Raw genomic sequence first — 26,167 nt, forward strand, 5'->3', positions numbered from 1 at the left:
GTAAATTCTGAACTATGCCTCATTTATTGAATTTAAAGTTAAGGACACCGGTCAAATAGTAAATCTACACAAAACAAAAGAAATAAAAATTAATGAAATTAAGTCTTAACTCAGACATTATACAGTACATAGAAAAATAAAAATAAGCCTTCCACTAAATTGCGGAAGGCTTATTTTTATTTTAGGGTACAAAAGAGTATGTACCGTGTATTAACTTTAAAATAGTCTAGCCCACTAAGTTATGCTTAACTACTTCATACGCTTGGCAAATATTTTTATAAGAATCTTTATGCTGAGCAATCATTTCAACTGCAATTTCATATAAGTCAGAAGAGTCTGTTGTGACTAAATCATTAAGTAAAGCTGCTTCCATTTTTTCTACAAATGACAAAATTTCCGTATTCATAATTTCATCTCCGAATCGTTAGTTGTTACTATAAATATACAGTAAACAGACGTCTGACTTCAAAGGAGATGGGAGTGAAAACGAGTAAAACTTTTAAAGTTTGACGATAAAATGAACTTCACGATTTTTAGCTCTTTGAAAGCGTTTTTCTAATAATAATCTAAATATTTACATAAAAACCTGTTTTCAGAAGAATTTCTCTGAAACAGGTTTTAGTTATTTTATAGGTTTACTACATCAGAAAAAACAGCATCGATGCCGAGTGATTCCATTTGCCGGGCTATTGCGCCATCATTTACTGTATAAGCTCGGACGATTATCCCGTTCTTAACGGCTTGCTGAACAATGGATCGCATCCCGTAATAATAGGTGATATGTATAGCATCAGTATTGAACTTCTTTATATATTCCTCTAAGTTCATAATAAGCGAAGCAAATAGCAATGCGGTTTTCACATTAGGCATGATTTGCTGGAAGCGTGCAATGCTTTCATGATTAAAGGAAGAAATAATGACCCGATCTACTAAATCAAAGGCATGTATTTCATTTGCAATGAGCGCTTCAATGCCTGGATATTCAAAGATGTCTGACTTAATCTCAATATTGATCTGGAAAGGGGTCGCTTTGAAAACTGTCAGTACTTCCGCCAATGTAGGTATTTTTTGACCCGCAAATTCCGGAGCAAACCATAAGCCATAATCGAATGTTTGCAATTCCTCAAGCGTCATATCTTTCACAAAGCCTTTCCCCGTTGAAGTCCGGTTGATTGATTCATCATGAATGACGACTAACTGGTTGTCCTTTGTTAAATGGACATCAAATTCAACTCCCCAAATATTCAACTTTGCGGCTTCCAGAAAAGCGATCATCGTATTTTCCGGATATTTGGCACTGTAACCACGGTGAGCGAGAATTTTCATCTATTTCACAACTCCTATTTTTCGCAAGCAATGCCGTCATTATCGCGGTCACTTTTCTCGTTTAATTTATAAAGTTCGGCTGATACGAATGGTTTATATTTTGTTTTTCCGCCTTTGTTCGTTGTTTTTGCGTCTTTTGATACGCCGCCTTTGTAAACTTTGTTTAATTCTGTGCAATTTTTATAAGCGACTGCTTTTACTTTTGCAGCTCCTTCTACTTTCATTGTCGAAAACGAGAAACTTATTATTAAAACAGTACCCATTAACAATGCGGAAATATACTTTTTCATTGGAAAAAACCTCCCAAACCTGTATTTTCCAATATTTTACCATAGAAAAAAGCGAATTCACAAGGGAGGTAGTGAATTCGCTCAGGACTAACCCATAATATTATAACCGCTATCGATATAAATCGTTTCGCCAGTCACACCGCGGGATAGATGGCTTAACATCACAATCGTCATGTCAGCAACTTCTTCCTGGTTTGTGTTGCGTTTTAACGGAGATGTTTCTTCGATTTTGTGCAGGATCTGATTGAAACTTGGCACACCTTTTGCTGCCAATGTCCGGATAGCACCAGCTGAAATCGCATTTACACGAATATTTTCTGCACCAACATCCGCTGCCAAATAGCGCATCGATGCTTCGAGTGCTGCTTTAGCGACGCCCATTACATTGTAGCCGTCAAGCACACGCTGTGCACCTAAATAAGACATCGTTACGATAGAGCCGCCTTCTGTCATATAAGGTTTTGCAGCTTTTGTTACAGCAATCAGCGAATAAGCACTTGTATCTTGTGCAAAGGCATAGCCATCACGAGTTGTTTCGACGAATCGGTTGTGCAGGTCTTCGGCATGTGCGAAGGCTACAGAGTGGATAATGCCATGAATTACTTTAAATTGCTCACCAATTTGATTGAATGCTTTTTCAATGCTTACGTCGCTGTTTACGTCACACTCAATAACTGTTGCATTATGATCTTCGTAATTTGTTAAAAGCTTTTCGATTTTTCCTTTTGAACGTTCTTTCCGATATGTGAAAATTACATTTGCTCCAACATCAAATAATCGCTTTGCGATGCCCCAAGCAATACTGCGCTCATTGGCAACACCCATTACGACAATATTTTTCCCTTTTAATTGTAATAAATCCATAATGACACCCCTAAAATAGTTAGTTAATATTAGTACCTACTACTAATATTAACTATAACATCTCAATTCTAGATGCGCAATGAGAAAAATAGGGCAAAATAAAAAACGATCCTTGAAAAAGAATCGTTTCGTTTATAAACTATTCGAATTTTAGCGAGTCGCCGTCGAATGTTTCATCTGCAACTTTAATAGAATCTGTTGGACAGCCTTCAAATGCATCTTGCATATCTTCTAGTAGATCTTCTGGAACTTCAGCAGTACCCATGTTATCATCTAAAATAACGAAAGCGATTCCTTCATCATCATAATCATAAATATCTGGTGCAGCAGCGCCACAAGCGCCACAAGCGATACAAGTATCTTTATCTACGATAGTATATTTTGGCATTGTTACCTCTCCTTTATCCGTTCGTTTCCATAAAGCTCTTACTTATTCTAATGCTGTTTTCAGTACTTTTCAACCTAATACTACTAAAATGGGGGATTTGATATGCTAATCCAACAAATTCTTTTAAAAATTTTACATACTTTTCAACAGGAACGTACTGTTTCCGCCGCCTATCATCTACTGAAGGGTAAGCGGTCGGGTCAGACAATTCATGATGTTGGGCTCTTTAATTTATATTCCTACTTTGGGCTGCTCCCAAAACTAGCCCGTCATAAATTTGATGAGCAAATTGATCTCATGTTTGCCAAGAGTATTATTATAATAGAAGAAAACGGTTTTTATACAATGACCGAACAAGGAAAACAACTTGCGGTACAACCGCTGTCTCTTTCTTTTGATGGCTGGCATTACCGTGGCAATGAACATGTATTTTTCGGCAGACTTGCGCTTATTATCCAAAGCCTGTCACACCAGCAGCATCATAAAAAGGCATTTATACCGATTGAAAAGAACGAACAGACACAGCAATGGGTACGCCAGTTTTTAGTACGCCACCACTATCAGAACGGCATGCTGCAACAGGCGATTTACAGCGAAATGACGGCGAGTTTGTCCAAAAGCGCAATAGAAGAAAATATGAAAGATATACTCATGTATCGACTGACGGGCTATAATGAACCCGGATTTACGTGGCAACAACTTGCTTTTGGCTATAACATGCAGGAAATGGATGTTCAGCTGCATTATATAAGTGCATTGCATACTTGGTTAAATGAGTTGTACCGTGAAAAATCACAATACCCACTATTAAATGAAATCATGCAAAATATACGAGTGGAAGTAGTATTGACTGCTTCGACCAACTCAACCGCCCAGTTATACAGAGCGGGTAGAACATTGGAAGAAATCAGTCATATTCGGCGATTGAAAATGAGTACGATTGAAGATCATATTGTCGAGCTTGCGATGAATGAACCGAACTTTTCAATCGAACCATTTGTAACAAATGAAGAACAGAAACAAATTTTGGATGCAGTCGAAAATTACGATACGAAACGATTAAAAACATTAAAGGAATTACTACCGCAACTAAGCTATTTTCAATTGCGGCTAACGTTGGCGAAAGGAGCGTCCCCTACATGAAATTACAAAGTGCCTTAAAGCAATATTTCGGATATGATGCATTCCGGCCAGGGCAAGAAGAGATTATAAGAAATATTATGGATGGCAAAGATGTTGTTGCCATTTTACCGACCGGCATGGGGAAGTCTCTATGTTACCAACTGCCGGGCTATTTATTTGAAAAACCGGTACTTATTGTGTCGCCGCTTTTATCGCTCATGCAAGACCAGGTCGATCAGCTAAAGCAAATGGGGGAAAAACGGGTTGTTGCATTAAATTCATTTCTAACGGTGGACCAGAAAAGATATGCACTTCACTTTTTGGACGAGTACCGGTTTATTTTCGCTTCTCCCGAAATGCTATTGCAGCCTCAAGTGAAGGCGCGGGTTCAGGAGATGGAACTTTCGTTGATTGTTGCAGATGAAGCACATTGTATTTCACAGTGGGGGTTTGATTTTCGTCCGGACTATTTACGGATTGGCGAAATATTATCGGAAACGAACCGTCCCCCTATACTCGCGTTATCTGCCACAGCAACAGATACCGTATTAGAAGATATCCAATCCTATCTGAAAATGAAATCACCTTTTCACTACGTACACGCTGTAAACAGGGAAAATATTCATTTAGTAAAAAAGTTATTTTCAGAGCGTGAAGAAAAGATTGAATGGATTATTGAACATGTGAAAAATACAGCCGGTCCAGGCATCATTTATACACAATCCCGCTCAAAAGCAGAAGCAATCAGTTTACAGCTTTTACAGCAAAATATTTCAGCGGCCGCTTATCATGCCGGTAAGGAAGCACAGGACCGTCAGTTTATACAGCAACAATTTTTAGCGGGACATCTTGAATGGATTGTTGCGACAAATGCATTTGGTATGGGTGTCCATAAAGAGAACGTCCGTCAAGTCATTCATGAAACAATGCCTGCAACGTTGTCGAACTATATGCAGGAAATTGGCCGGGCGGGTCGAGATGGCAAGAAAGCAGTTGCCTTTTTGTTATATTGTGAGGGAGATGAGCAATTTGCAAAGTTTATTGCGTCAGAAGATTTGCCGAAAAATATACATGTAGACCGATTTACTGAAGTGATAGCCACTGGGGAACAGCCGCAGTCATTGCTTGCAAATGGTGAAATGTCAGAAGTGGTTTTACGTGTATTAAGTTATTGGCTGGCACGTGAATCAGCTGAGGAAGTAAAGAGTCGGATGATGAATTTACAGATAAAGAAATATGAAGAAGTTCAGCTCGTATTAAAGCTTATTAAACATTCGGATTGTATGCGTAAGCAAGTAGTTCAATACTTTGGTCAACAATTAACAAAGCAGCAGGAATATTGTTGTTCCAACTGCGGAATTGAAATTTCTGAACTTGTGGAAGAGAGAGATATTTCAAAAACTATGATTAAAATGACAAATTGGCAACATCGCCTCAAGAAAATATTGTTAATAAACTCTTAATCTACTATCGAACCGTTTACTTTTATGTAGAAATTGGTCATAATAAAGTTATAATTTTTAGTAGTTGGAGGGGTGCAGGCCATGACAAAAGAAGATTACCGGGAAAAGGTAGAGGAGCATCGTCAAGAGATTGACCTACATAACGAGTCAGGTACAAAAATGTCACGTGTTAGCCGACATCGAAAGAAAAGCGGAAAAAAACAAACAAACCCAATGATGACGGTTTTAACAGTTGTCTTAATTTTTATTCCTTTAGTTATTTTAGCTTATGTGTGGTTGATCTATGAACCGAACACATCTGCAAGTGAAAACGTAAATGCGGATAAGAAGGACGACTTAGTAGTGGAGATTCAAAAACAGGATCCGAAAACACAGCCATCTGCTACTAACGATGACGAAGAAAAAGAAGAAAAAAAGGATGACAATACAGCCGAAGTGGATGAGGCGAAAGCGAAAGCGGAAAAAGAAAAATTAGCTGCTGAAGAAGCGAAAAAGGCGGAAGCACGAATCGCAAAAGAAAAAGCGGCAAAAGAAGCAGAGGAAATAAAAAAGGCGGAAGAAGCACAGAAAGTAGCAGCAGCTAAAGCTAAAGAGCAGGAAGCGAAGAAAAAAGCGGCTCAGGAAGCGGCTAAAGCACAGCAAAAAACACATACTGTACAATCGACTGACAATTTATACCGTATTGCATTGAAGTACTACGGCAATGGTAGTCCTGAATATGTTAATAAAATAAAAGCTGCCAACAATTTATCATCCGACAGTATTGCAACGGGGCAGGTTTTAGTAATTGTTCCATAATTTTTTCTATCTTGTATAACGACTAGTAAAAAGACGAACCGTTCCGGCTCTCGTCTTTTTCTTTATGAAGGAAATTTATTATTTTAGCAAACTTTATAAAGACTATGCTAAATTAATGGTTATCAAAACGTTAAAGAAGGCTATTGTATAATTAGTCTTTTTTGAATTGGAGGACCGTGTATGGTCATAATAAGTATTATTGGAATCGCATGTATTTTAGTGCTTCTCTATATGTATAAAGAAGGGCATGAAAACAATATCCGCTCACACGAAGTGAAGGCAACAGGCGACAGTGAAACAATCAACCTTTTTTTCATATCGGATACACATGCGCGCAAAATTAATGAGGCAATGATTGATTCGATTGATCAAAAGATACAGGCTGTCCTTATAGGAGGAGATTTTGTCGATCGCCGGACTTCTGAAGAAACGGTACTTCACAATATCCGTACGCTCAAAAAACTGGGCCCTACCTATTTTATATGGGGAAATAATGATATCGAATTCGGCGAACAAAAGCTGCGACAGCTACTTGCAGACCATCATATTCGTATTATAGAGAATGGGACAGTCAAGCTGGAAAGTAAAAATGATGTGTCAGTCAGCGCGGTCTCATATCGTCCGGGAGAACAAAATATCCAGCGTGCAATTGAGCAATGTGAAGAAAAGAATACCGTTTTCATTGCACATAATCCGGAGTTGTTCGGCAAAGTACATAAGCAGTTTCAGCCACTGCTCAGTATTGGAGCACATTTACATGGAGGGCAAATCCGCCTTGGGAAATTTGGATTGCAGCCACACGGATATTTTAAAAAAATCAAAAACCGCTATGAACTTGTCAGCAATGGGTATGGTACGACTCTTGTCCCGTTGCGCCTCTGTGCTAAACCGGAAAGTCATCTTATTACAATTAAATTTGAACAAGGGGAATTGGAATAAGTAAATAGCGATCTATAGGAATTGGAATAAGGAGATGTTAGTATGCAAAAGGTAGAAGCAATCATTGTTGGTGGAGGTCCTTGTGGATTAGCTGCAGCGATTGAACTACAAAATATCGGATTGTCCCCAGTCATTATCGAAAAAGGTAATATTGTCAATGCGATATACAATTATCCGACACATCAAACTTTTTTTAGTACGAGTGAAAAACTGGCTATCGGTGATGTACCGTTTATTATTGAACAACGAAAACCAAAACGCAATCAGGCGCTTGTCTATTATCGTGAAGTGGTGAAGGCAAAAAAACTTCTTGTGAACCGTTTTGAAAAAGTGGAAAGTGTTAAAAAGGTGGATGGTATATTCAATGTCAAGACAGACAAAGACAGCTATGAAACACCGTATGTAGTCATTGCAACAGGATATTACGATCATCCAAATTATTTGCATATACCTGGAGAAAGTTTGCCGAAAGTTCATCATTATTTTAAAGAAGGACACCCGTTTTTTGATTTGAATGTGTTAGTGATCGGCGGGAAAAACTCTGCAATTGATGCGGCATTGGAACTCAATAAAGCAGGTGCACATGTGACGGTTATCTATCGGGGCAATGATTATTCTGCCAGCATTAAGCCATGGGTATTGCCGGAATTTTTAGGTCTAGTCCGAGAAGGAGAAATTACGATGCACTTTAATACAGAAGTGAAAGAAATTAGAGAAAAAGAAGCCATTGTCGAAATAGCCGGCCAAAAAGAAACAATTGATAATGATATCGTATTTGCAATGACCGGTTATCATCCTGACCACCGCTTCATCCGTGAAATGGGCGTCGAAATTGATGAACAAACAGGAAGACCGACATTCGATCCCGAAACAATGGAAACAAATGTACAAAATTTATTTATTGCCGGTGTCATCGCTGCAGGAAATAATGCAAATGAAATCTTTATAGAAAATGGTCGCTTTCATGGGAATTTGATTGCTCAAAAAATTGCTCGTCAAACTACATAAGGGGTGAATATTGTGAAGAAAAAAGTAGTGCTTATTACGACAGGCGGAACGATTGCGAGTACTCGCAATAATAAAAACAAACTCGAGTCCGGCAAACTGGATGGCCAAGCCATTTTATCAATGTGCCAGCTGGAAAATGAGATGGATATTGAATTGATTGATCTCTATCAAATCCCATCGATGCATATGACATTTGAAAATTTAAATTTACTGAATCAAACGATTAAAAATGTTTTTAATGATCAATCGGTGAGCGGAATTGTCATTACGCATGGTACAGACAGCTTAGAGGAGACAGCCTACTTTTTAGAGCTGACAATTCATGATGAACGTCCAATTATTGTAACAGGCTCACAAAAATCACCTGGCGATATTGGTACAGATGTTTATTCCAATCTGCGTAATTCATTATTGGTTGCTTCAAATGAAGAAGCAAAAAGTATAGGGGTTTGCGTCGTCTTTAATGAAAAGATCATTCATTCCAAATACGTAAAGAAGATGCACTCATCAAGTATTAACGGCTTTGGGGCAATTGGCTATGGCATGCTTGGATTTATCGATAACGACGAGGTAATTATATACCAGAAGCCAACCCATAAAGAAGTATATGAAATAAAAGAAAGCTATCCTGCTGTCGAGATTGTATTTGCCTATCTTGGAGCAAGTTCTATTATTTTGGATGCCCTTTACGAAGCAAATGTTGAAGGTGTTGTGCTTGTCGGTGCCGGTCGAGGTCAAGTTGCCCCAAAAATGATGGGCGCGATCGAAAAGCTATGCCAAAAAGGAACGAAAGTTGTATTGACGACATCGACAGAAGAAGGGCGTGTTTTCCCGACTTATGATTATTACAGTAGTGCGAATTATTTGAAGGATGCCGGTGTCATTATGGGTGGGGACTTTGATCCGAAAAAAGCACGCCTCAAGCTCCTGTTAATGATTGCAAACGGTAATAAGAACTTTGATACATTTATGCATTAACAATAAAAACTCGGTGTGAAAGTAGCCGAGTTTTTATATTTTCTAGACAAAAAATGGGTATGCTACACTGCATTGAAAAAAATAGTGCTATACTAATAAGAGCCTAGAATCGAAAGGAGCCGGCATGATGTTTATACTTTTATCAGCAGCGATTGCGCCGGGTTTAGCCCTTTTAAGCTACTTTTATTTACGCAATGAGATGGATACCGAGCCACGGCGTACATTAATGCATTCCTTCATATATGGCGGGGTTATTACATTCCCCGTTTTATTTATACAGTTCGTTATAAAAGAAGAACAGACATTTTCGAATCCATTCTTTATCAATGCCGTATTTACCAGTTCGATAGAAGAATTTGTGAAATGGCTCATTATTCTTGCCGTAATCTTACGCCATATTGAGTTTGATGATCCTTATGACGGTATTTTGTATGGGGCAGCTGTTTCATTAGGCTTTGCTACTGTGGAAAACGTTCTCTACTTACTATCTTTCGGAATAGATCAAGCTTTTATGCGTGCGTTATTGCCGGTATCGAGTCATGCACTGTTCGGTGTAGTCATGGGTTACTATTACGGAAAAGGGAAGTTTTCAAGTGAAGAAATACAGAAGAGGTATATCGCCCTTGCACTCTTTGCACCTGTTGGACTTCATATTATCTATAATTCGATATTAATGTTAGAAGAATACTTTTTGTATGCGATGCTGCCGTTTATGCTGTTCTTATGGACATTTGCTCTGCGCAAAGTAAAGCAGGCACACGAACATCTAATTGAACATTTATCCCGCAGTAACGGGTAGTAATTTATCTGCCTCGAAAGCGTAGCGGCAGAGGCAAAACTACCCGTAACAGCCCGATTGGTTCAACTGCCAATCAGCGGGATGAAGAGCTCCGCTGATTGAAGTTATACTTTATCCCGCTTTAACGGGTAGTAATTTATCTGTCTCGAAATTGAAGTTTCACTTTATCCTATAGCAATCATTTATTAAAGGTTTGTTACAAATGTTTTTGTAGCAAACCTTTTTCTATGTAAAAAATCTTATTAGCAAACGAAAAACGAGTAAAGAAAATATTTTCAATAGACTTAAAAATCAACTTTACAATGTATAAACTTTTCAAATTTCTCCATCCTACTGAAAAAGGAGTGGAAATGTCAGTGAAAAAAATCGTCTTGTTCGTATTCATTATATCAAGTAGTTTTGTAAGTCATACATTTGCATTTTCAGGTCAGGATGTGCAACGGGGTGCATTTGGTGACGATGTAATCGAGTTACAGGCACGACTTCAATATTTAAGTTACTATAATGGAAAAATTGACGGGAAATTTGGTTACGGAACGTATTGGGCGCTTCGTAATTTTCAGGAGCAGTACGGGCTACCTGTAGACGGAATTGCCGGAAGGTCGACGAAGGAAAAGCTTGAAAATAATTCGGATTTTGATAAAGCATGGGTTCATAAACAAATCAATGCAGGGAACAGCTTTACGTATTACGGCGGAATAGCATTGGAAAACCAGGTGAAAAAAGGCGGAAATGGCGGTACAAGTGCAAATAATACAACCTCCATGCAGCTGCCGCCAGGCTATACAGAACAGGACTTGCAAATTTTAGCGAATGCAGTGTATGGGGAAGCGCGAGGCGAGCCGTATGAAGGACAAGTTGCTGTTGCAGCTGTAATTTTGAATCGTTTGGAATCCCCTGAATTTCCTGATACGATTTCGGAAATTATTTTCCAGCCGTTAGCTTTCACAGCGGTTGCGGACGGTCAGATTTGGCTTACTCCAAATGAACGTGCCAAACAGGCAGTACTGGATGCGATCAACGGCTGGGACCCATCCGAGAATGCATTGTATTATTTTAATCCTGTTACAGCGACGAGTAAATGGATTTGGTCGAGACCTCAAATCAAACAAATTGGTGAGCATATTTTCTGCTTATAGGCGGGGGTAAAAACATGAAAAAATTTGCATATTTATTAGGTTTATTTGTTGTTATATTAGCCTTTGTATCCTTTGATTTATTTACACAGAATAAAGATTTGGAGCGAGCTGTTTATGCTACCCAATCAAGGGATCTCTCGGCAGCGACTGAAAAGTTATCGACATTGCATACAACAGTGGAACAATCTTTACTCTTTAAGGATGAAAAAGCATTAAATAATGAATTGGATTCCATTTGGCGGATGAGCAGTGATTTAAGAAAAACTGTTGCGAATTTGCCGATCCAGGCAGAAGTTCAAAATGAATGGATGCGTTATTTAGGGAAAATCGGTGATAATGCAAAACAAGCGGCTGCTACGGGAGACTACGAAAACTGGCGCAATAAAATGGGAACGGTTGCTTCCAATTTACATTCTTTCGCAGAGGAATGGAATATTGCCACAGTCGCATTTTATGAAAATGATGGTAATTTAAAAAAATGGTCAACGAATCAAACGACCAATCTTAAAGATTCACCATTTATGAACGTATCAAAACAATTGAAAACATATAATGAAACCGATTTTCCATTAACGGCGAGTGAATCGGACTATGAAAAAAAGCGTGAATTACAGCATTTAAAAGATAAAAAAATTACGAAAAACGAAGCCATTCAAAAATTTAAAAACTTCTTCCCGAATATCGACGATTCGATTGTAACGGTTACGAAAAGCAGTGATGATGCACCATACCCGTTCTATCATATTCAATTTATCCATGGTTCCAAAATCGGGTATGCCGACATAACTGAAAGTGGAGGCCATCTTCTTTCGTTCCTGCTTGAACGACCGGTTAAAAAGGATGCGCGTTCACATGAAGAAATTTTAAATACGGCAAAAAGTTTTATGAATAAAGTGGGATACACTGATGTGAAGCTTTCCGAATCACGAGAAAATCATGAAGCATGGCATCTCGTATTTACAAGAGTGCATGGAGATGATGAAGCTTTAATTTACCCGGATAGTATTCAAGTGAAAATTGCGAAGGATAACGCGGAGATTTTAGGTGTCAATGCAATGGAATATATTCAGGAAGAAAAAATTAAAGAACAAAGCGAAGTACCGATAGATTGGGATAAATTTTTTGCTGATCATGTAGGTGTTGAACAAGTGCAAAAAATTTATACAGGCAATGGAAATCTGGAACTTCGTAAATGTTATGAGGTTATTGCAAGGCTCGACAATAAGACACAGGATACGTATCGTGTTGTAATCGATGCGGAAACACATGAAGTAATTAAAAATGAAAAAGTGTTTTAGTACCTTGAATCAGGTGCGAGGTCCAGTGAAATTAATTGTAAAAATATAGCTATATTTACATTCCCATGAGATAATAAAGTATGAATAATTTCTTATGGGGAGAGGCAAATGGAACTAAAAATTGGAACGCAACTAACGCTGGAGCCAACCTATACGGAAAGGGTCGAAAAATTTAAATGTCGTGTTGTCGATCGACAGGACAATATGATTTTTATCGATTATCCAATTAATACGGCAACTAAAAAAATTGCTTTTTTAATTGATGGCGCACAATTCCGTGCAACATTCAGTACGGAAAAAAAAGAAAGCTACTGCTTTAATACGGAAGTTTTAGGACGTAAAGGCGGCAATGTTCAGATGATACTGCTTGCATGTCCACCTGCTGAAGAATTTATTAAAATTCAGCGTCGCGAATATGTTCGTGTGGAAACACCTGTAGATATTGCAATTGAACATGAAGGACAGAAATTTCAGCTTGCAGCTGAAGACATTAGCGCTGGAGGGTCATTGATTCATATTAAGTCACCGGTCAATTTTACTGAAGGTGATACAGTCAAGGCTTTTGTCGTCCTGCCATTTATAAATGGTGAAATTCGATATGTAGAAACAGATGCGAGAGTAGTGAACGTGTTCAATCGTAATGAAATGATGATGGCTTCATTGAATTTCACGGATACGGATGATTATGATAAGCAGCAAATTGTCCGTTTTTGCTTCGAACGACAAGTAATGATCCGCAAGAAAGAAATGAATGAATTATAAGCGAGAGGTCTAAAAAGTATCATACTTTTTAGACCTTTTTAAATAAGTAAAACTAATGTGACGGAAGTTGATCCGGTATGTATGGAGGAGCAGCTTTTTTCAAAAAAATATAGCGTAAAGAAGGTAAAAATTTTTTCGGTTATGATACAATAGCAACGGAAAGTAGGGAATTAATTATGATGAAAAAAATTCAAATTGCAATTGATGGTCCTGCAGGTGCGGGGAAAAGTACCATTGCAAAAATTGTAGCCGAAGCACTTCGATTTACATATATCGACACAGGTGCAATGTATCGGGCAGTGACGTATAAAGCGATGAAAGAAAACATACAATTACATGACGCAGAAGCGATTGAAAAAATGCTGCAGCAAACGGCGATTACATTACAACCGTCTGAGCAGGGACAACTCGTTTTTGTGGATGGACAAGATGTGTCACAGGCTATACGTTCAAATGAAGTTACAGCAAATGTTTCAGAAGTTGCGGCACACGCGAATATTCGTGAAATTCTCGTAGCGATGCAGCAAAAGCTGGCTGCTGATGGCGGCGTTGTAATGGATGGACGAGATATTGCGACACATGTACTCAAAGATGCAGAGCTTAAAATCTACATGTCTGCAACAGTTGAGGAACGTGCACATCGACGCTTCCTTGATAATGAACGCCGCGGTATTCCTTCAACAATCGAATCATTACAGAAGGAAATTGCTTTACGGGACAAGCTTGATAGTGAACGTGAAGCCTCACCGCTCATCCAAGCAGAAGATGCTTTATTTTTAGATACGACGAATTTATCAATTGATGAAGCGGCACAGGAAATTTTGAAATTAGCGCAGCAAAAAATGCAGTAACCGCTATTAAAAAATGAAGCTAACGTACGAAATTTCTGAAAATAAAGGGTTATTTTTTGTCTTTGTAGAACTTATCGAATAAAATAAAAGTGGAATACGCGAAGGAGGGCTACATATGTCTGAGGAAATGAATTTAGGGTCAAACCAAAAATTTCAAGAAGGAGATATTGTGAAAGGTGTTGCTGAACAGGTTGAAGAGAAGTCAGTAACGGTTTCGGTCGAGGGGGCACCATTCGACGGGATTATACCTATTAGCGAACTTTCAAGCTTACACATTGAAAAAGCTTCTGATATAGTTTCAGTTGGCGATCAGCTAGAGCTTATGATTACGAAAGTTGAAGAAGAGAATTTTGTATTATCGAAACGCAAAGTAGATGCACTACATGCGTGGGATGATTTAAAAGAGAAATTCGAATCTGGTGAAGTATTCGAAGCAGAAGTGAAAGATGTAGTGAAAGGCGGACTTGTCGTCGATTTAGGCGTACGCGGTTTCGTTCCGGCTTCACTCGTTGAAGATTATTTTGTCGAAGATTTTGAGGATTACAAAGGCAAAACATTACGTTTAAAAATTACAGAGTTAGATAAAGAAAAAGGCAGACTCATTTTATCTCATCGTGCAGTACTGGATGAAGAAAAAGCGTCGAAAAAGCAACAAGTGATTCAAAACATCCATCAGGGTGATATGCTTGAAGGTACAGTTCAGCGCTTGGCAAAATTCGGTGCGTTCATTGATTTGGGCGGCATTGATGGATTAGTCCATATTTCACAAGTAGCGCATGAACATGTTGAAGATATTTCGACGGTATTACAGGAAGGACAATCCGTAACTGTAAAAGTGCTTTCAGTGGATATTCCGAATGAACGTGTTTCATTATCGATCAAAGATACGTTGCCTGGTCCTTGGACAGACATTGAAGAGAAGGCTTCAAAAGGCGCAATTTTAACAGGTACTGTAAAACGTCTTGTTACATTCGGCGCGTTTGTAGAAGTATTCCCTGGAGTAGAAGGACTTGTTCATATTTCTCAAATTTCCCACAAGCATATTACGACACCACATGAAGTTTTAAAAGACGGTCAAGAGGTGGAAGTAAAAGTACTTGAGGTAAATGAGGCGGAAAAACGACTTGCACTGAGTATTAAAGCATTGCAGGAAGATTCAGCGAGTGACGAGGATTTCGATTATGAGCTGCCGGAAGAAAATAAAGGCTTCTCATTCAGCGATGTCATCGGTGATCAGCTAAAAGGATTTAAAAAATAATAAGATCAAAACCGCCCATGTAAGGATTCCTTATATGGGCGGTTTTTTGCTTGGGAAATCTATTGGTATAGCGGTGAGGCGAATTTTATTAGAACGATCTATTAGTTTATTGGAAAAAGAAAATGATATTTTAGGAGAACTGCAAGCATTATTTAAACAAGTGGCATTCATTTTAGAACTTTCGGGAAATATATTAGAAAGCTGGCTACTTATTCGAACAAATAAAAATATATTAGATAATTTTTGAGTATTTTAGAAAATCATGCACCTCGAAAAGTTTGTCGATAAATCGAAATCGATTTTGAATGTTGTGAAAAAATGATATAATAGTCAAATTCGTGTATAATACGGAAAGACAAGAGTTTGGAAGGATGAAGTACAGATGACAAAACCAGTAATCGCCATCGTAGGACGTCCGAACGTAGGTAAATCGACAATTTTTAACAGAATTGTTGGAGAACGTGTATCGATCGTGGAAGATATCCCAGGTGTAACACGTGACCGTATTTATAGTTCGGCTGATTGGCTAGCACATGAATTTAATATTATCGACACTGGTGGTATTGAAATTGGAGACGAGCCGTTTTTAGAGCAAATTCGCCAACAAGCGGAAATTGCGATTGATGAGGCGGACGTTATTATTTTCATGACTAATGGACGTGAAGGTGTTACGGCTGCAGATGAGCAAGTAGCAAAAATTTTATATAAAACAAAAAAACCGGTTGTCTTGGCAATTAATAAAATCGACAACCCGGATATGCGTCATATGATTTATGACTTCTATTCATTAGGTTTCGGTGAGCCTTGGCCAATTTCAGGTTCGCACGGATTAGGCTTAGGGGATTTATTGGATGAATGTGCGAAACATTTCCCGCAGCCGGATGAAGAGCAATATGATGATGATACGATTAAATTCTCTTTAATCGGGCGTCCGAATGTTGGGAAATCTTCACTTGTGAATGCCTTTTTAGGTCAGGACCGCGTTATTGTAAGTGAAATTCAAGGGACAACTCGTGATGCAATCGACTCTCCGTACTCATATGATGGACAAGATTATGTCATTATTGATACAGCGGGTATGCGTAAAAAAGGGAAAGTCTATGAATCAACAGAAAAGTATTCGGTACTACGTGCACTGCGCGCAATCGAACGTTCAGACGTTGTTTTAGTTGTTCTGAATGCAGATGAAGGCATTCAGGAACAGGATAAAAAAATCGCTGGCTATGCACATGAAGCTGGTAAAGCAGTCATTATTGTTGTAAACAAATGGGATGCGATTGAAAAAGATGAGAAAACGATGAATATCTTTACAGAACAAATTCGTGAGCATTTCCTGTTTTTAGATTATGCACCAATCGTGTTTGTATCTGCTAAAACAAAACAGCGTGTACACAATATTTTACCGATTATTAAGCGTGTTAGTGAAAACCACGCAATGCGTATTCAATCATCAATTTTAAATGAAGTAATTGAAGATTCGATCGCACGTAATCCTGCACCAACAGACAAAGGGCGTCGTTTACGTATTTACTACGCAACACAAGTGGCGATTAAACCACCGACATTCGTTGTATTCGTAAATGAACCGGAAATGATGCACTTCTCATACGAGCGCTTTTTAGAAAACCGTATCCGAGAGACTTTCGACTTTGAAGGAACTCCGATACGCTTAATTACACGTGCTCGTGACTAAATCAATAAAAAGAGCGCTAGTTTATGTAAATGAACTAGCGTTTTTGTTCATAATAGGGTTTGACTTGAAGGATAAATTTTAAATGACTTTAAGTGAAATTGGGGGTTTTTTTAATGGAAAATGTAGTAGTTTTAGGAGCCGGTTCCTGGGGAACGGCACTGGCCGTTGTTTTAGCTGAAAACGGCCATAATACGTTAATTTGGTCGCATCGCGAAGATCAGGCATCTGAGATTAATGAACAGCATACAAATAAAAAATATTTGCCGAATACGATATTGCCAAGTAATTTAAAGGCGACTTCAAATTTAGAAGAGGCAGCGCAACACGGTTCTACGATTGTTATGGCAGTACCGACAAAAGGGATTCGCGAAGTTTGCGGCAACATTTCGGAGTATTTAACTGAAAAAGCATTATTTGTCCATGTATCTAAAGGGATTGAGCCGGATACATTAATGCGTATCTCAGAGCTGATGAAAGAAAGCCTTGCTGAAAATGCGGTAAGTGATATCGTTGTTTTATCTGGTCCTTCTCACGCGGAGGAAGTCGTTTTGAAACACCCGACTACGGTAACTGCTGCTTGCGAAAACTTAGAAGCTGCAGAAAAAGTGCAGGATTTATTTATGAATCAATATTTGCGTGTTTACACGAATGATGATGTAATTGGTGTTGAAATTGGCGGGGCACTTAAAAATGTTATTGCGCTTGCTGCAGGGATGACGGATGGACTTGATTTTGGTGATAACGCAAAGGCTGCCCTGATTACACGCGGTCTCGCAGAAATTACGCGGCTAGGTGTTAAAATGGGGGGCAACCCATTTACGTTTGCTGGACTGACTGGGATGGGCGATTTAATTGTTACATGTACAAGTGTCCATTCCCGAAACTGGCGCGCGGGCAATATGCTCGGAAAAGGAATGAAGCTTGAGCAAGTACTGGATGAGATGGGAATGGTTGTCGAAGGTGTACGGACAACGAAGGCGACATATCAGCTCTCAAAAAAATACGATGTTTCTATGCCAATTACATCAGCTCTATATGATGTGCTGTTCAATAATATGGAACCGAGAGCATTGGTTGAATCATTAATGCTGCGGACGAAAAAAAGCGAAATTGATGAGATGAGCTGAACTAGTATATTTTTCAGGATTTCCAATTAATTTAATAATTTGTCACAAATAAGGAGGGATACTTGTATGCCTCCTGTTTTTTTTTACCTGAAAAGGCTATAATTATTAGCGGTATCAACAATAAATGGAAAGGCGGTTTTAATGTGCAACACAATCTGCAGCTCATGAATCCACTATCAAATTTACTTTTAAATTCTGCACGTGGCCCATTAGCGAGTATGCATGCGTTAGATGTTATGTGGATTTCTTTTTATTCGATTGGTTTACTGTTAGTATCAATTCTCATTATTACAGCAGTCCGTAAGTGGGTACATAATATGGTTTTGTCATTTTTATTGAAATTAGTAGCTTATGTCATGTTTTTTATCGGCACATTGTTAATGGTTCTTGTCGTGCTTACATGGCCGAACTAATATAGGAGGAAATACATAATATGAGATCATCAAAATGGTTTGTTCTATTGTCGTTGGTCATTTTAGTGTTGACCGGCTGCGGCTCACCGACAAATTTTGACCAGTCCAGTTTAAGGCCGGATGTCGATATGCTTGCCAGCGTTCAGCGTGCGGTCAATGAATATCGCGAAGATACAGGGGTTCTTCCGATTAAAACTCGTGACCAGGATACAGACATCTTCATTAAATACTTAATCGACTTTGAAAAGCTTGTTCCAAAATATATTGGCTCCCCTCCTGCAAATTCCTATGAAAAGGGCGGTATTTTTCAATATATTATTTGGGATCCGGAAGAAAATCCAACAGTAAAGCTCGTCGATTTACGCACACCGGAACGTATTCGCGAAATTAATATCCGCTTCAAAGGAACAACATATCCGCAATTCAAAGATAAAATAGTTGAGCATGTCTACACGGTTAACTTTAAGAATATTGGCTATGAAGAAGATATAACTGTACAAAGTCCTTATTCGAACAATCAGCTGCCGATTGTCGTATCTGCTGAAGGGGACTTGTATGTCGATTATTCAATCGATTTATATACGTATATGAAAGACAATAATATAACAGCGGAGCCGGGAGAAGACATTCGCGAAATCTTGGTGGAAAACTTCCCGGTCGTTCCAGCTTACTCATTGCCGTACACGGTAGATGAAAACAATGAGCCTGTCATTATGTATGATCCAACGAAAAAAGAAAATTAAACAAAAAAAGGTGTGTAAAAAGTTAAATCTTTCTGCACACCTTTTTCATATTTAAAAATGTCAGTACATATAGTGTTTTGATAATGAATACTTCTAATTGGAGAAGATTACGGTATATAAAGGAGGCAATACAATTAGCGAGCATATTTTTCAGCAATTGGCAGAGCGTACGAATGGTGATCTTTATATCGGCGTTGTAGGACCGGTTAGGGTAGGGAAATCGACGTTTGTTAAAAAGGTAATGGAAGGCGTGATTTTACCTAATATCGAAAATGCCGAGGACCGCATGCGAGCGATGGATGAACTTCCTCAAAGCTCACCTGGACCTACAATTATGACGGCTGAGCCAAAGTTTGTCCCAGCACAGGGAACTACGGTTGCCTTTGGGGAAAGTGCAATACCGTTTCGCGTTAGAATGGTAGATTGTGTTGGCTATGTGATTGATGGCGCAAAAGGCTATGAAGATGAGTCAGGACCGAAGTATGTGCAAACACCTTGGCATAATGAAGCAATAGCGTTTCAAGAGGCTGCTAAAATCGGTACAGATAAAGTAATTCGGGATCATGCCAATATCGGGATTGTTGTGACAACAGATGGAACAGTAAACGGCATGTCACGAGCGGCCGTAGAAAAAGCGGAACAGCAAATTATTGAGCAGCTTACAGAGATTGGAAAGCCTTTCGTTATTGTTCTCAATAGTACGACACCGCATTCTACTGAAACACTACATTTACAGAATGCCCTGGCACAAAAATATGATGTTCCTGTTATTCCGACAGCCATTCAACATATGCAGTTGAACGATGTGATGCTTATTTTGCAAGAAGCGTTATTTGAGTTTAATGTGAATGAAATTCAAGTTGAAAAACCGGATTGGTTGGATGTTTTAGATGATACTCACCATTTAAATGAAACATTGGCATTTGCAACGGCGCAATTACAAGATGATGCAATGAAAATCCGTGATGTGGAAGCAGCAAGTCAACTGCTTCGCGAAATTGATTTTGTAGAAAGTTGTACCGTTGAAAATATTGATGCTGGACAGGGGATTGCGACATTACGTGTCAACATTCACAACGATTACTATAAGGAAGCGTGTACAGAATGGCTTGAAAAACCAGTCGATACAAAGAAAGAGTGGCTCCTATTTATTAAGGAAGCTTCAGAGGCAAAAGCGGCACAGCGAAGATTCCGCGATGCGATTGAACAAGCGAAGGAACACGGCTATGGTGTCACATTGCCTGCGATGGATGAATTTGATCCGAGCGAGCCGGAGCTGATTGAGCAAAACAATTTCTATGGTGTTCGTATGAAGGCGAAAGCTCCTTCTTATCATATTATTCGAATTGATATGGAAGCGGAATTCTCGCCGTTGATCGGATCTGAATTCCACAGTCAGCACCTGCTGAAAGACTTGCAGCATGCTTATGAATTTGACCGTCAGGCATTATGGCAAACACAATTATTCGGAACACCGCTCCATGAAGTATTGACGGAAAGTATTCGTTTCAAAATGAAAAGTGTTCCGACACATGCGAAAAACAGAATGCGCCTCATGCTGGAAAGATTAATAAATGAAGGCGAAAGAGGTTTAATCACGTTTATTATCTAACATACTAATTGAATAGGAAGTACTTACAATTACAGGGCGGTTCACTTTTATAGGTGAATTGTCCTGTAATTTTAGTTTTTTTTCAAAAAATGATGAAATATATGCAAAACATGAAGGAATTCAGTTGCGTCGCGGTTTTCTGTATGTTAATCTTTTTACAGGATTTAGATTCATGACCCTTTGAGAGGAGGTGAATGGTGTGAATAAAACAGAATTAGTAAACTCTGTTGCTGAAGCTGCAGGTCTTTCTAAAAAAGACGCTTCTAAAGCAGTTGAAGCTGTATTTGATACAATTCAAGATGCTCTTGCAAAGGGTGACAAAGTACAATTAATCGGTTTTGGTAACTTTGAAGTTCGTGAGCGTGCAGCACGTAAAGGTCGTAACCCACAAACGGGTAAGGAAATCGAAATTGCTGCTTCTAAAGTACCTGCTTTCAAGCCAGGTAAAGCACTTAAGGACGCTGTAAAATAATTCAGTTTCTCGAGGTACATAGAGCAGCTCTCAGTCTAACTGAGAGCTGCTCTTTTTTGATTTCAGTTGTTTTTACCTAACTATGCTAAAAATAGTATAACTGTTTTGAACTTATGAGCTTAATGTGCTACGATTCAAGAGTGTATTTAACCTTTTTCGCTTAGGTATGAACAAATAGTGAAAAATTTAATATAGATTAAAAATTAATTTTCCCGCAATTAAAGGGTACTTAGCTTGTGTTTCTTCTAATCCGTAGGGGAAAACCTTACTGATTGAAGTTTCACTTTATATAAATTTATACATAATAAACGTTTTGGTTTGTAGGAGGAATTTGTTTCATGTCAAATGTCGATTTAAATAAGATAGAAGAAGCAGTAAAGATGATTTTGGAAGCAGTTGGGGAAGATGTGACGCGTGAAGGATTACTGGATACACCAAAACGTGTTTCGAAAATGTATGCGGAAATGTTCAGCGGCTTACAAGAAGATCCGCGTGATTATTTCAGTACAGTGTTCCATGAAGATCATGAAGAACTAGTTTTAGTAAAAGATATTCCATTTTTTTCAATGTGTGAACATCATTTAGTTCCTTTTTACGGAACAGCCCATATTGCCTACATACCTAAAGACGGAAAAGTTGCAGGTTTAAGTAAACTTGGACGCTGCCTTGAATCAGTAGCACGCCGTCCACAACTTCAGGAACGTATTACTTCAACTGTAGCGGATACAATTATGGAAATGCTGAATCCAAAAGGCGTTTATGTTGTAGTGGAAGCGGAACATATGTGTATGACGATGCGCGGATTAAAAAAACCGGGCGCTAAAACAGTTACGGCTGTAGCGCGAGGTATTTATGAACAGGATGCAGTAAAGCGCAATGAAGTGAATACATTCATCCAAATGAAATAATAATAACAAATATGGTATTATAGACAAAGAAATTAACATGTGGGGAGATTGTATAATGGGACAATCAGAATATATTATTATCGAAGCAGAAGAAGATGGTGTACATGTTATTGGTTTAACACGCGGGACAGATACTAAATTCCACCATTCAGAAAAGCTGGATGCTGGTGAAGTTATGATCGCCCAGTTTACTGAACATACATCGGCAATGAAAATTCGCGGTAAAGCTAAAATTCATTCTGCACACGGTACGGTTCAAAGTAAAAAATAGCATATCGTAATTTTTAGATAAATATAAAATCGTACTTATGCTTTATAACATTGAAATGGAGTAATTTCTATGAATGCAACATCTATTACACAATCGGTTCAGACGCTAAAATCTAATATTCTTCAGCATGTTCATCATAGAGCATTACTTCAAAACGTTGGACAACCGACTTTACAAGAAGAACAGCTGTTTTTCATCCAGCTTCCTTTTTTAAATGGCGCTCTTATGAACGATGAACATCAAATAAGCGCAGTTACAGTTGGGATTGTACATGCTTCACTGACAGAGCACGAAAAAGTGAAGGAAGTGGAAGCGACGAGCAAGGAACAGCAGCTGCTTGTTCTTTCCGGTGATTATTATAGTGGTCGGTATTATCAGTTACTCGCACAATCAGGGAATATTTCTTTAATCCAAAAGCTGTCGGAAGGAATCGTAAATCGTTGTGAGCACCAAATACGTGTTTATGAAGCGCAAAAACGGTCATTTGAACAGTGGATTGAAAGTTTGATGGTGATTGAAAGCGAATTGATTGCCCAATATTATGATGTATATGGTTTCGCATCTTATGCAGAATTGATGAAACGAACGTTAACATATATTCGTTTGAAAAAAGAGCTGGATTTATTGAAAAAAGGACAGCCATGTTTTTTATATAAGGCGTTTGCAGCTGATTCAATTATGATGGACTCTATTATTGAAGCCTTACAGGATCATTTATATGACATGGAGCGACAATTGAGAGAAGACTTGACGAATATCGATTTAAAAGATGAATTAAAACATTCCATTGAGCAATACATCACTTTTTAGTGAGTTTAGAAAGGTCTTGAAAAAAATGGCGAAATCGAAAGAACAACATGTTCATGAAGTGTTTGAAAACATTTCAGAGAGCTACGATAAAATGAACTCGGTCATTAGCTTCCAAATGCATGTTGGATGGCGTGAAGATACGATGAAACGTATGGCAGTAAAAAAAGGTTCGAAATGTCTTGATGTTTGCTGCGGTACAGCTGATTGGACAATTGCTTTATCGAAAGCAGTCGGTGAAGAAGGGGTAGTAAAAGGGCTGGATTTCAGTGAGAATATGCTGAAGGTCGGCAAGCAGAAAACCGAGAATATCCCGAATATCGAGCTGATTCACGGAAATGCAATGGAACTACCATTTGAAGATAATACATTTGATTATGTGACGATTGGTTTTGGCTTACGAAATGTACCGGACTATATGCAAGTATTGCGTGAAATGAATCGGGTCGTTAAACCAGGCGGAATGGTCGTATGTCTGGAAACTTCTCAATCCGAAATTCCGGTATACCGCCAACTTTTCCGTTTTTACTTTAATCATATTATGCCACTGTTCGGAAAGATTTTTGCGAAAAGCTATAAAGAATATTCATGGCTGCAAAAGTCTGCGAATGATTTTCCAGGCATGAAAAAATTAGCGCAAATGTTCCGGGAAGCCGGTTATGAAAATGTCACATATAAACCATATAGCGGTGGGGCAGCAGCTATGCACATGGGTTTTAAGAAGAAATAAAAGTGGGAGTAGGTTTTGACGCGTGGAAAAGGTGAAAATCAAAATGCTATATGCCGATATTAAATCAGATATAGAAGTCATCGAAAACGAATTGGAACAAGCGTTGAATTCATCTTCACACTTATTGAATGATGCCTCAGTCCATTTACTGCAAGCTGGTGGAAAACGTATTCGACCAGTATTTACGTTACTAAGTGCCAAGTTTGGTGACTATAATATTGACCGAATGAAAAACATTGCCGTTCCCCTGGAATTGATTCATATGGGTTCATTGGTGCATGATGATGTCATTGACAATTCAGATATGCGCCGTGGCCGGGAGACAGTGAAAGCACAGTGGAACAACCGTGTGGCGATGTATACAGGAAATTTTATATTTGCACGTGCATTACAATATGTAACAAGCATTGAAAATCCAAGAGCCCATCAAATATTAGCAAAAACAATGGTTGAGCTAGTAAATGGTGAAGTCATTCAAATTGAGGATAAGTTTCGTTTAGATCAAAGCTTGAAAGATTACTTCCGACGTATTAAACGTAAAACTGCTTTATTGATTGAATCAAGTTGTGAGCTTGGGGCAGTCGTAAGTGGTGCCGATGAAAAAACAGCAAGGCATTTAAAACGTTACGGTTATTTTGTAGGAATGAGCTTTCAAATAGTAGATGATATATTAGATTTTACAGCGACAGACAAGCAGCTCGGGAAACCGGCTGGCAGTGATTTAATGAACGGGAATGTCACATTGCCGATATTGTTGATGAAAGATGATCCACAGCTTGCCCCTTATTTGACGAAAGTGGCAGTAGCTGGATTAACAGAAGAAGAGCGCCAAAATATGCTGGCACTAGTTCGGAATTCGGAAGCAATAAAAGAAGCAACCCATATTAGTAATTTGTATTTAAAAAAGGCTTTAAAAGAGGTCGAGGCATTGCCGAAGCACCCAATGAAGAAAAAACTGCGTGATATTGCGCTGTTTATGGGGAAGAGAAAATCTTAAAAATTTAGCCAATTGATAGAATCATCATAAGTTGGTGATGGCAAAATTTAATATCAACGCAAGTTGATTGGAATGGAGGGGAGGCGACTCCTGCGGGAATAGCGTGACGCCTGAGACTACAGGCTCAGGCCACGCCCGCGGAAAGCGTCCGACCCGCAATGGAAATCAACCTATGTTATTGAATGAACCAAATTATGGGCAAATCTAATATTTGTTGCAGTATGAGTAGGATTTTGGTAATATTTATCGGTAGGTGTAAAACCTTTTACTCAAATTTAAGGAGTGTTTATAATGGCAATCGAAAAAACTTTTTTAATGGTTAAACCAGATGGCGTAGAACGTCAAGTAATCGGAGATATCGTTGACCGTTTTGAGCGTCGCGGTTTTGTAATGCGCGGAGCAAAATTAATGGTACCAACTCGTGATTTAGCTGAAAAACACTATGCAGAGCACGCTGAGCGTCCTTTCTTCGGTGAATTAGTAGACTTCATCACTTCAGGCCCAGTATTCGGTATGGTTTGGGAAGGCGAAAACGTTATCCAATTATCTCGTATCATGATGGGTGCTACAAAGCCAGAAGAATCAGCTCCTGGTACAATCCGCGGTGACTACGCTGTAACTTTATCACACAACGTAATCCACGGTTCTGACTCTTTAGCTTCTGCTGAACGTGAAATCGGTTTATGGTTCCCAGAAGGAATCGCTGAATAATGAAACTAACAAAAAGCTACCACTTTTAAGTGGTAGCTTTTTTTATATGGAACAGGAAAAACATGGACTATTAATGGTATAATAAATCGGAATAATGAAACTATTTTTGGAATACATACGTATAAAAAGTACTGATAGATTAGGGGGATGTATATGTGGGTTTTGGCCGTTATTTCAGTTATGGCAGTAGGGGCGATTGCAGTCATCACCGATGCGCGCAATGAAAGTAAACGGATTGAAGTAAATAAATTAACGAAAGAAATTGAGCTGGAACAATTACGTCTTGAAAATTACGATAAAGAAACAGAAAAAATGCGACTGGAATTGGAACATTCAAAGCAAATATTGTTGGAGCATAACCAAAAGTAATTATTCTACTAATTTAACTATTCATAAGGGG

Annotated in this window: 31 protein-coding genes; 26 read left to right on the forward strand and 5 right to left on the reverse strand. The window is 38.6% G+C overall.

Going from position 1 to position 26,167, the window contains the following annotated elements; translation table 11 throughout:
* Positions 1-226 precede the first annotated feature (226 nt).
* From MHB58_RS06460 to MHB58_RS06480, 5 genes are all read right to left on the reverse strand, one after another.
* The gene (locus MHB58_RS06460) at positions 227-406 is read right to left on the reverse strand and encodes a hypothetical protein (protein ID WP_008404951.1); all 180 of its coding nucleotides are present in this window, start codon (positions 404-406) and stop codon (positions 227-229) included.
* Between the two features lie 221 nt (positions 407-627).
* Positions 628-1,326, reverse strand: a complete 699-nt coding sequence (locus MHB58_RS06465; protein ID WP_014824324.1) for a glycerophosphodiester phosphodiesterase — start codon at positions 1,324-1,326, stop codon at positions 628-630.
* 14 nt (positions 1,327-1,340) lie between these two features.
* A complete protein-coding gene (locus MHB58_RS06470; RefSeq protein WP_014824323.1) occupies positions 1,341-1,616 on the reverse strand; it encodes an excalibur calcium-binding domain-containing protein in 276 nt (91 codons plus the stop codon).
* An 87-nt stretch (positions 1,617-1,703) separates the two neighbouring features.
* Positions 1,704-2,483, reverse strand: a complete 780-nt coding sequence (locus tag MHB58_RS06475) for an enoyl-ACP reductase FabI (RefSeq protein WP_269764167.1) — start codon at positions 2,481-2,483, stop codon at positions 1,704-1,706.
* Positions 2,484-2,619: 136 nt separating this feature from the next.
* On the reverse strand, positions 2,620-2,868 hold the full coding sequence (locus tag MHB58_RS06480; protein WP_008404945.1) for a ferredoxin: 249 nt from the start codon (positions 2,866-2,868) through the stop codon (positions 2,620-2,622).
* Between the two features lie 102 nt (positions 2,869-2,970).
* On the opposite strand from MHB58_RS06480, the gene MHB58_RS06485 reads away from it, so the two are divergent.
* From MHB58_RS06485 to MHB58_RS06610, 26 genes are all read left to right on the forward strand, one after another.
* On the forward strand, positions 2,971-4,011 hold the full coding sequence (locus MHB58_RS06485; RefSeq protein WP_014824321.1) for a helix-turn-helix domain-containing protein: 1,041 nt from the start codon (positions 2,971-2,973) through the stop codon (positions 4,009-4,011).
* Positions 4,008-5,453 carry a RecQ family ATP-dependent DNA helicase gene (locus MHB58_RS06490; protein ID WP_340734877.1) on the forward strand — a complete coding sequence of 482 codons (1,446 nt, stop codon included), beginning with the start codon at positions 4,008-4,010 and terminating at the stop codon, positions 5,451-5,453. The genes MHB58_RS06485 and MHB58_RS06490 overlap by 4 nt, the downstream gene beginning before the upstream one ends.
* Before the next feature lie 81 nt (positions 5,454-5,534).
* Positions 5,535-6,251, forward strand: a complete 717-nt coding sequence (locus tag MHB58_RS06495) for a LysM peptidoglycan-binding domain-containing protein (protein ID WP_014824319.1) — start codon at positions 5,535-5,537, stop codon at positions 6,249-6,251.
* Between the two features lie 180 nt (positions 6,252-6,431).
* Positions 6,432-7,190, forward strand: a complete 759-nt coding sequence (locus MHB58_RS06500) for a metallophosphoesterase (RefSeq protein ID WP_008404938.1) — start codon at positions 6,432-6,434, stop codon at positions 7,188-7,190.
* 42 nt (positions 7,191-7,232) lie between these two features.
* Positions 7,233-8,198: a YpdA family putative bacillithiol disulfide reductase gene (locus MHB58_RS06505; RefSeq protein ID WP_014824317.1), complete on the forward strand. Its 966-nt coding sequence runs from the start codon at positions 7,233-7,235 to the stop codon at positions 8,196-8,198.
* Positions 8,199-8,210: 12 nt separating this feature from the next.
* Complete coding sequence (locus tag MHB58_RS06510; protein WP_014824316.1) at positions 8,211-9,176, forward strand: asparaginase; 966 nt, start codon at positions 8,211-8,213, stop codon at positions 9,174-9,176.
* Positions 9,177-9,303: 127 nt separating this feature from the next.
* Positions 9,304-9,975, forward strand: coding sequence for a glutamic-type intramembrane protease PrsW (gene prsW / locus MHB58_RS06515; protein WP_014824315.1), 672 nt, complete (start codon positions 9,304-9,306; stop codon positions 9,973-9,975).
* A 350-nt stretch (positions 9,976-10,325) separates the two neighbouring features.
* Positions 10,326-11,114, forward strand: coding sequence for a spore cortex-lytic enzyme (sleB, locus tag MHB58_RS06520; protein WP_008404932.1), 789 nt, complete (start codon positions 10,326-10,328; stop codon positions 11,112-11,114).
* 14 nt (positions 11,115-11,128) lie between these two features.
* Positions 11,129-12,412, forward strand: coding sequence for a PepSY1/2 domain-containing protein (locus MHB58_RS06525; protein ID WP_008404931.1), 1,284 nt, complete (start codon positions 11,129-11,131; stop codon positions 12,410-12,412).
* A gap of 108 nt (positions 12,413-12,520) precedes the next feature.
* Entirely contained in the window at positions 12,521-13,174 is a 654-nt protein-coding gene (locus tag MHB58_RS06530; RefSeq protein ID WP_008404930.1) for a flagellar brake protein, read from the forward strand.
* Between the two features lie 176 nt (positions 13,175-13,350).
* The gene (gene cmk, locus MHB58_RS06535) at positions 13,351-14,025 is read left to right on the forward strand and encodes a (d)CMP kinase (RefSeq protein WP_008404929.1); all 675 of its coding nucleotides are present in this window, start codon (positions 13,351-13,353) and stop codon (positions 14,023-14,025) included.
* Positions 14,026-14,140: 115 nt separating this feature from the next.
* On the forward strand, positions 14,141-15,283 hold the full coding sequence (rpsA, locus tag MHB58_RS06540) for a 30S ribosomal protein S1 (protein WP_014824313.1): 1,143 nt from the start codon (positions 14,141-14,143) through the stop codon (positions 15,281-15,283).
* 34 nt (positions 15,284-15,317) lie between these two features.
* Entirely contained in the window at positions 15,318-15,530 is a 213-nt protein-coding gene (locus MHB58_RS06545) for a phosphomannomutase (protein ID WP_340734878.1), read from the forward strand.
* Between the two features lie 135 nt (positions 15,531-15,665).
* Positions 15,666-16,976 (forward strand): ribosome biogenesis GTPase Der, encoded by a 1,311-nt coding sequence (der, locus tag MHB58_RS06550; protein ID WP_008404927.1) that lies wholly within the window; start codon positions 15,666-15,668, stop codon positions 16,974-16,976.
* A 113-nt stretch (positions 16,977-17,089) separates the two neighbouring features.
* Positions 17,090-18,103 (forward strand): NAD(P)H-dependent glycerol-3-phosphate dehydrogenase, encoded by a 1,014-nt coding sequence (locus MHB58_RS06555; protein WP_008404925.1) that lies wholly within the window; start codon positions 17,090-17,092, stop codon positions 18,101-18,103.
* Positions 18,104-18,246: 143 nt separating this feature from the next.
* The gene (locus MHB58_RS06560) at positions 18,247-18,516 is read left to right on the forward strand and encodes a DUF2768 domain-containing protein (protein WP_008404924.1); all 270 of its coding nucleotides are present in this window, start codon (positions 18,247-18,249) and stop codon (positions 18,514-18,516) included.
* A gap of 20 nt (positions 18,517-18,536) precedes the next feature.
* Positions 18,537-19,259, forward strand: coding sequence for a hypothetical protein (locus MHB58_RS06565; protein ID WP_008404923.1), 723 nt, complete (start codon positions 18,537-18,539; stop codon positions 19,257-19,259).
* A 97-nt stretch (positions 19,260-19,356) separates the two neighbouring features.
* Positions 19,357-20,871: a stage IV sporulation protein A gene (spoIVA, locus tag MHB58_RS06570; protein ID WP_008404922.1), complete on the forward strand. Its 1,515-nt coding sequence runs from the start codon at positions 19,357-19,359 to the stop codon at positions 20,869-20,871.
* Positions 20,872-21,070: 199 nt separating this feature from the next.
* Positions 21,071-21,343 (forward strand): HU family DNA-binding protein, encoded by a 273-nt coding sequence (locus MHB58_RS06575; RefSeq protein ID WP_004232618.1) that lies wholly within the window; start codon positions 21,071-21,073, stop codon positions 21,341-21,343.
* Between the two features lie 338 nt (positions 21,344-21,681).
* Entirely contained in the window at positions 21,682-22,251 is a 570-nt protein-coding gene (gene folE / locus MHB58_RS06580; protein WP_014824310.1) for a GTP cyclohydrolase I FolE, read from the forward strand.
* Between the two features lie 55 nt (positions 22,252-22,306).
* Complete coding sequence (gene mtrB / locus MHB58_RS06585; protein WP_008404919.1) at positions 22,307-22,522, forward strand: trp RNA-binding attenuation protein MtrB; 216 nt, start codon at positions 22,307-22,309, stop codon at positions 22,520-22,522.
* A 69-nt stretch (positions 22,523-22,591) separates the two neighbouring features.
* Positions 22,592-23,332, forward strand: coding sequence for a heptaprenyl diphosphate synthase component 1 (locus MHB58_RS06590; RefSeq protein WP_340734879.1), 741 nt, complete (start codon positions 22,592-22,594; stop codon positions 23,330-23,332).
* A 25-nt stretch (positions 23,333-23,357) separates the two neighbouring features.
* Complete coding sequence (locus tag MHB58_RS06595; RefSeq protein ID WP_008404917.1) at positions 23,358-24,059, forward strand: demethylmenaquinone methyltransferase; 702 nt, start codon at positions 23,358-23,360, stop codon at positions 24,057-24,059.
* 22 nt (positions 24,060-24,081) lie between these two features.
* The gene (gene hepT, locus MHB58_RS06600; protein ID WP_340734880.1) at positions 24,082-25,056 is read left to right on the forward strand and encodes a heptaprenyl diphosphate synthase component II; all 975 of its coding nucleotides are present in this window, start codon (positions 24,082-24,084) and stop codon (positions 25,054-25,056) included.
* Positions 25,057-25,347: 291 nt separating this feature from the next.
* Positions 25,348-25,767 carry a nucleoside-diphosphate kinase gene (gene ndk, locus MHB58_RS06605; RefSeq protein WP_008404915.1) on the forward strand — a complete coding sequence of 140 codons (420 nt, stop codon included), beginning with the start codon at positions 25,348-25,350 and terminating at the stop codon, positions 25,765-25,767.
* Between the two features lie 153 nt (positions 25,768-25,920).
* On the forward strand, positions 25,921-26,136 hold the full coding sequence (locus MHB58_RS06610) for a hypothetical protein (RefSeq protein ID WP_008404914.1): 216 nt from the start codon (positions 25,921-25,923) through the stop codon (positions 26,134-26,136).
* The last annotated feature ends 31 nt before the right edge of the window (positions 26,137-26,167 follow it).

Source organism: Solibacillus sp. FSL K6-1554, assembly GCF_038005185.1.
GTDB lineage: Bacteria > Bacillota > Bacilli > Bacillales_A > Planococcaceae > Solibacillus > Solibacillus silvestris.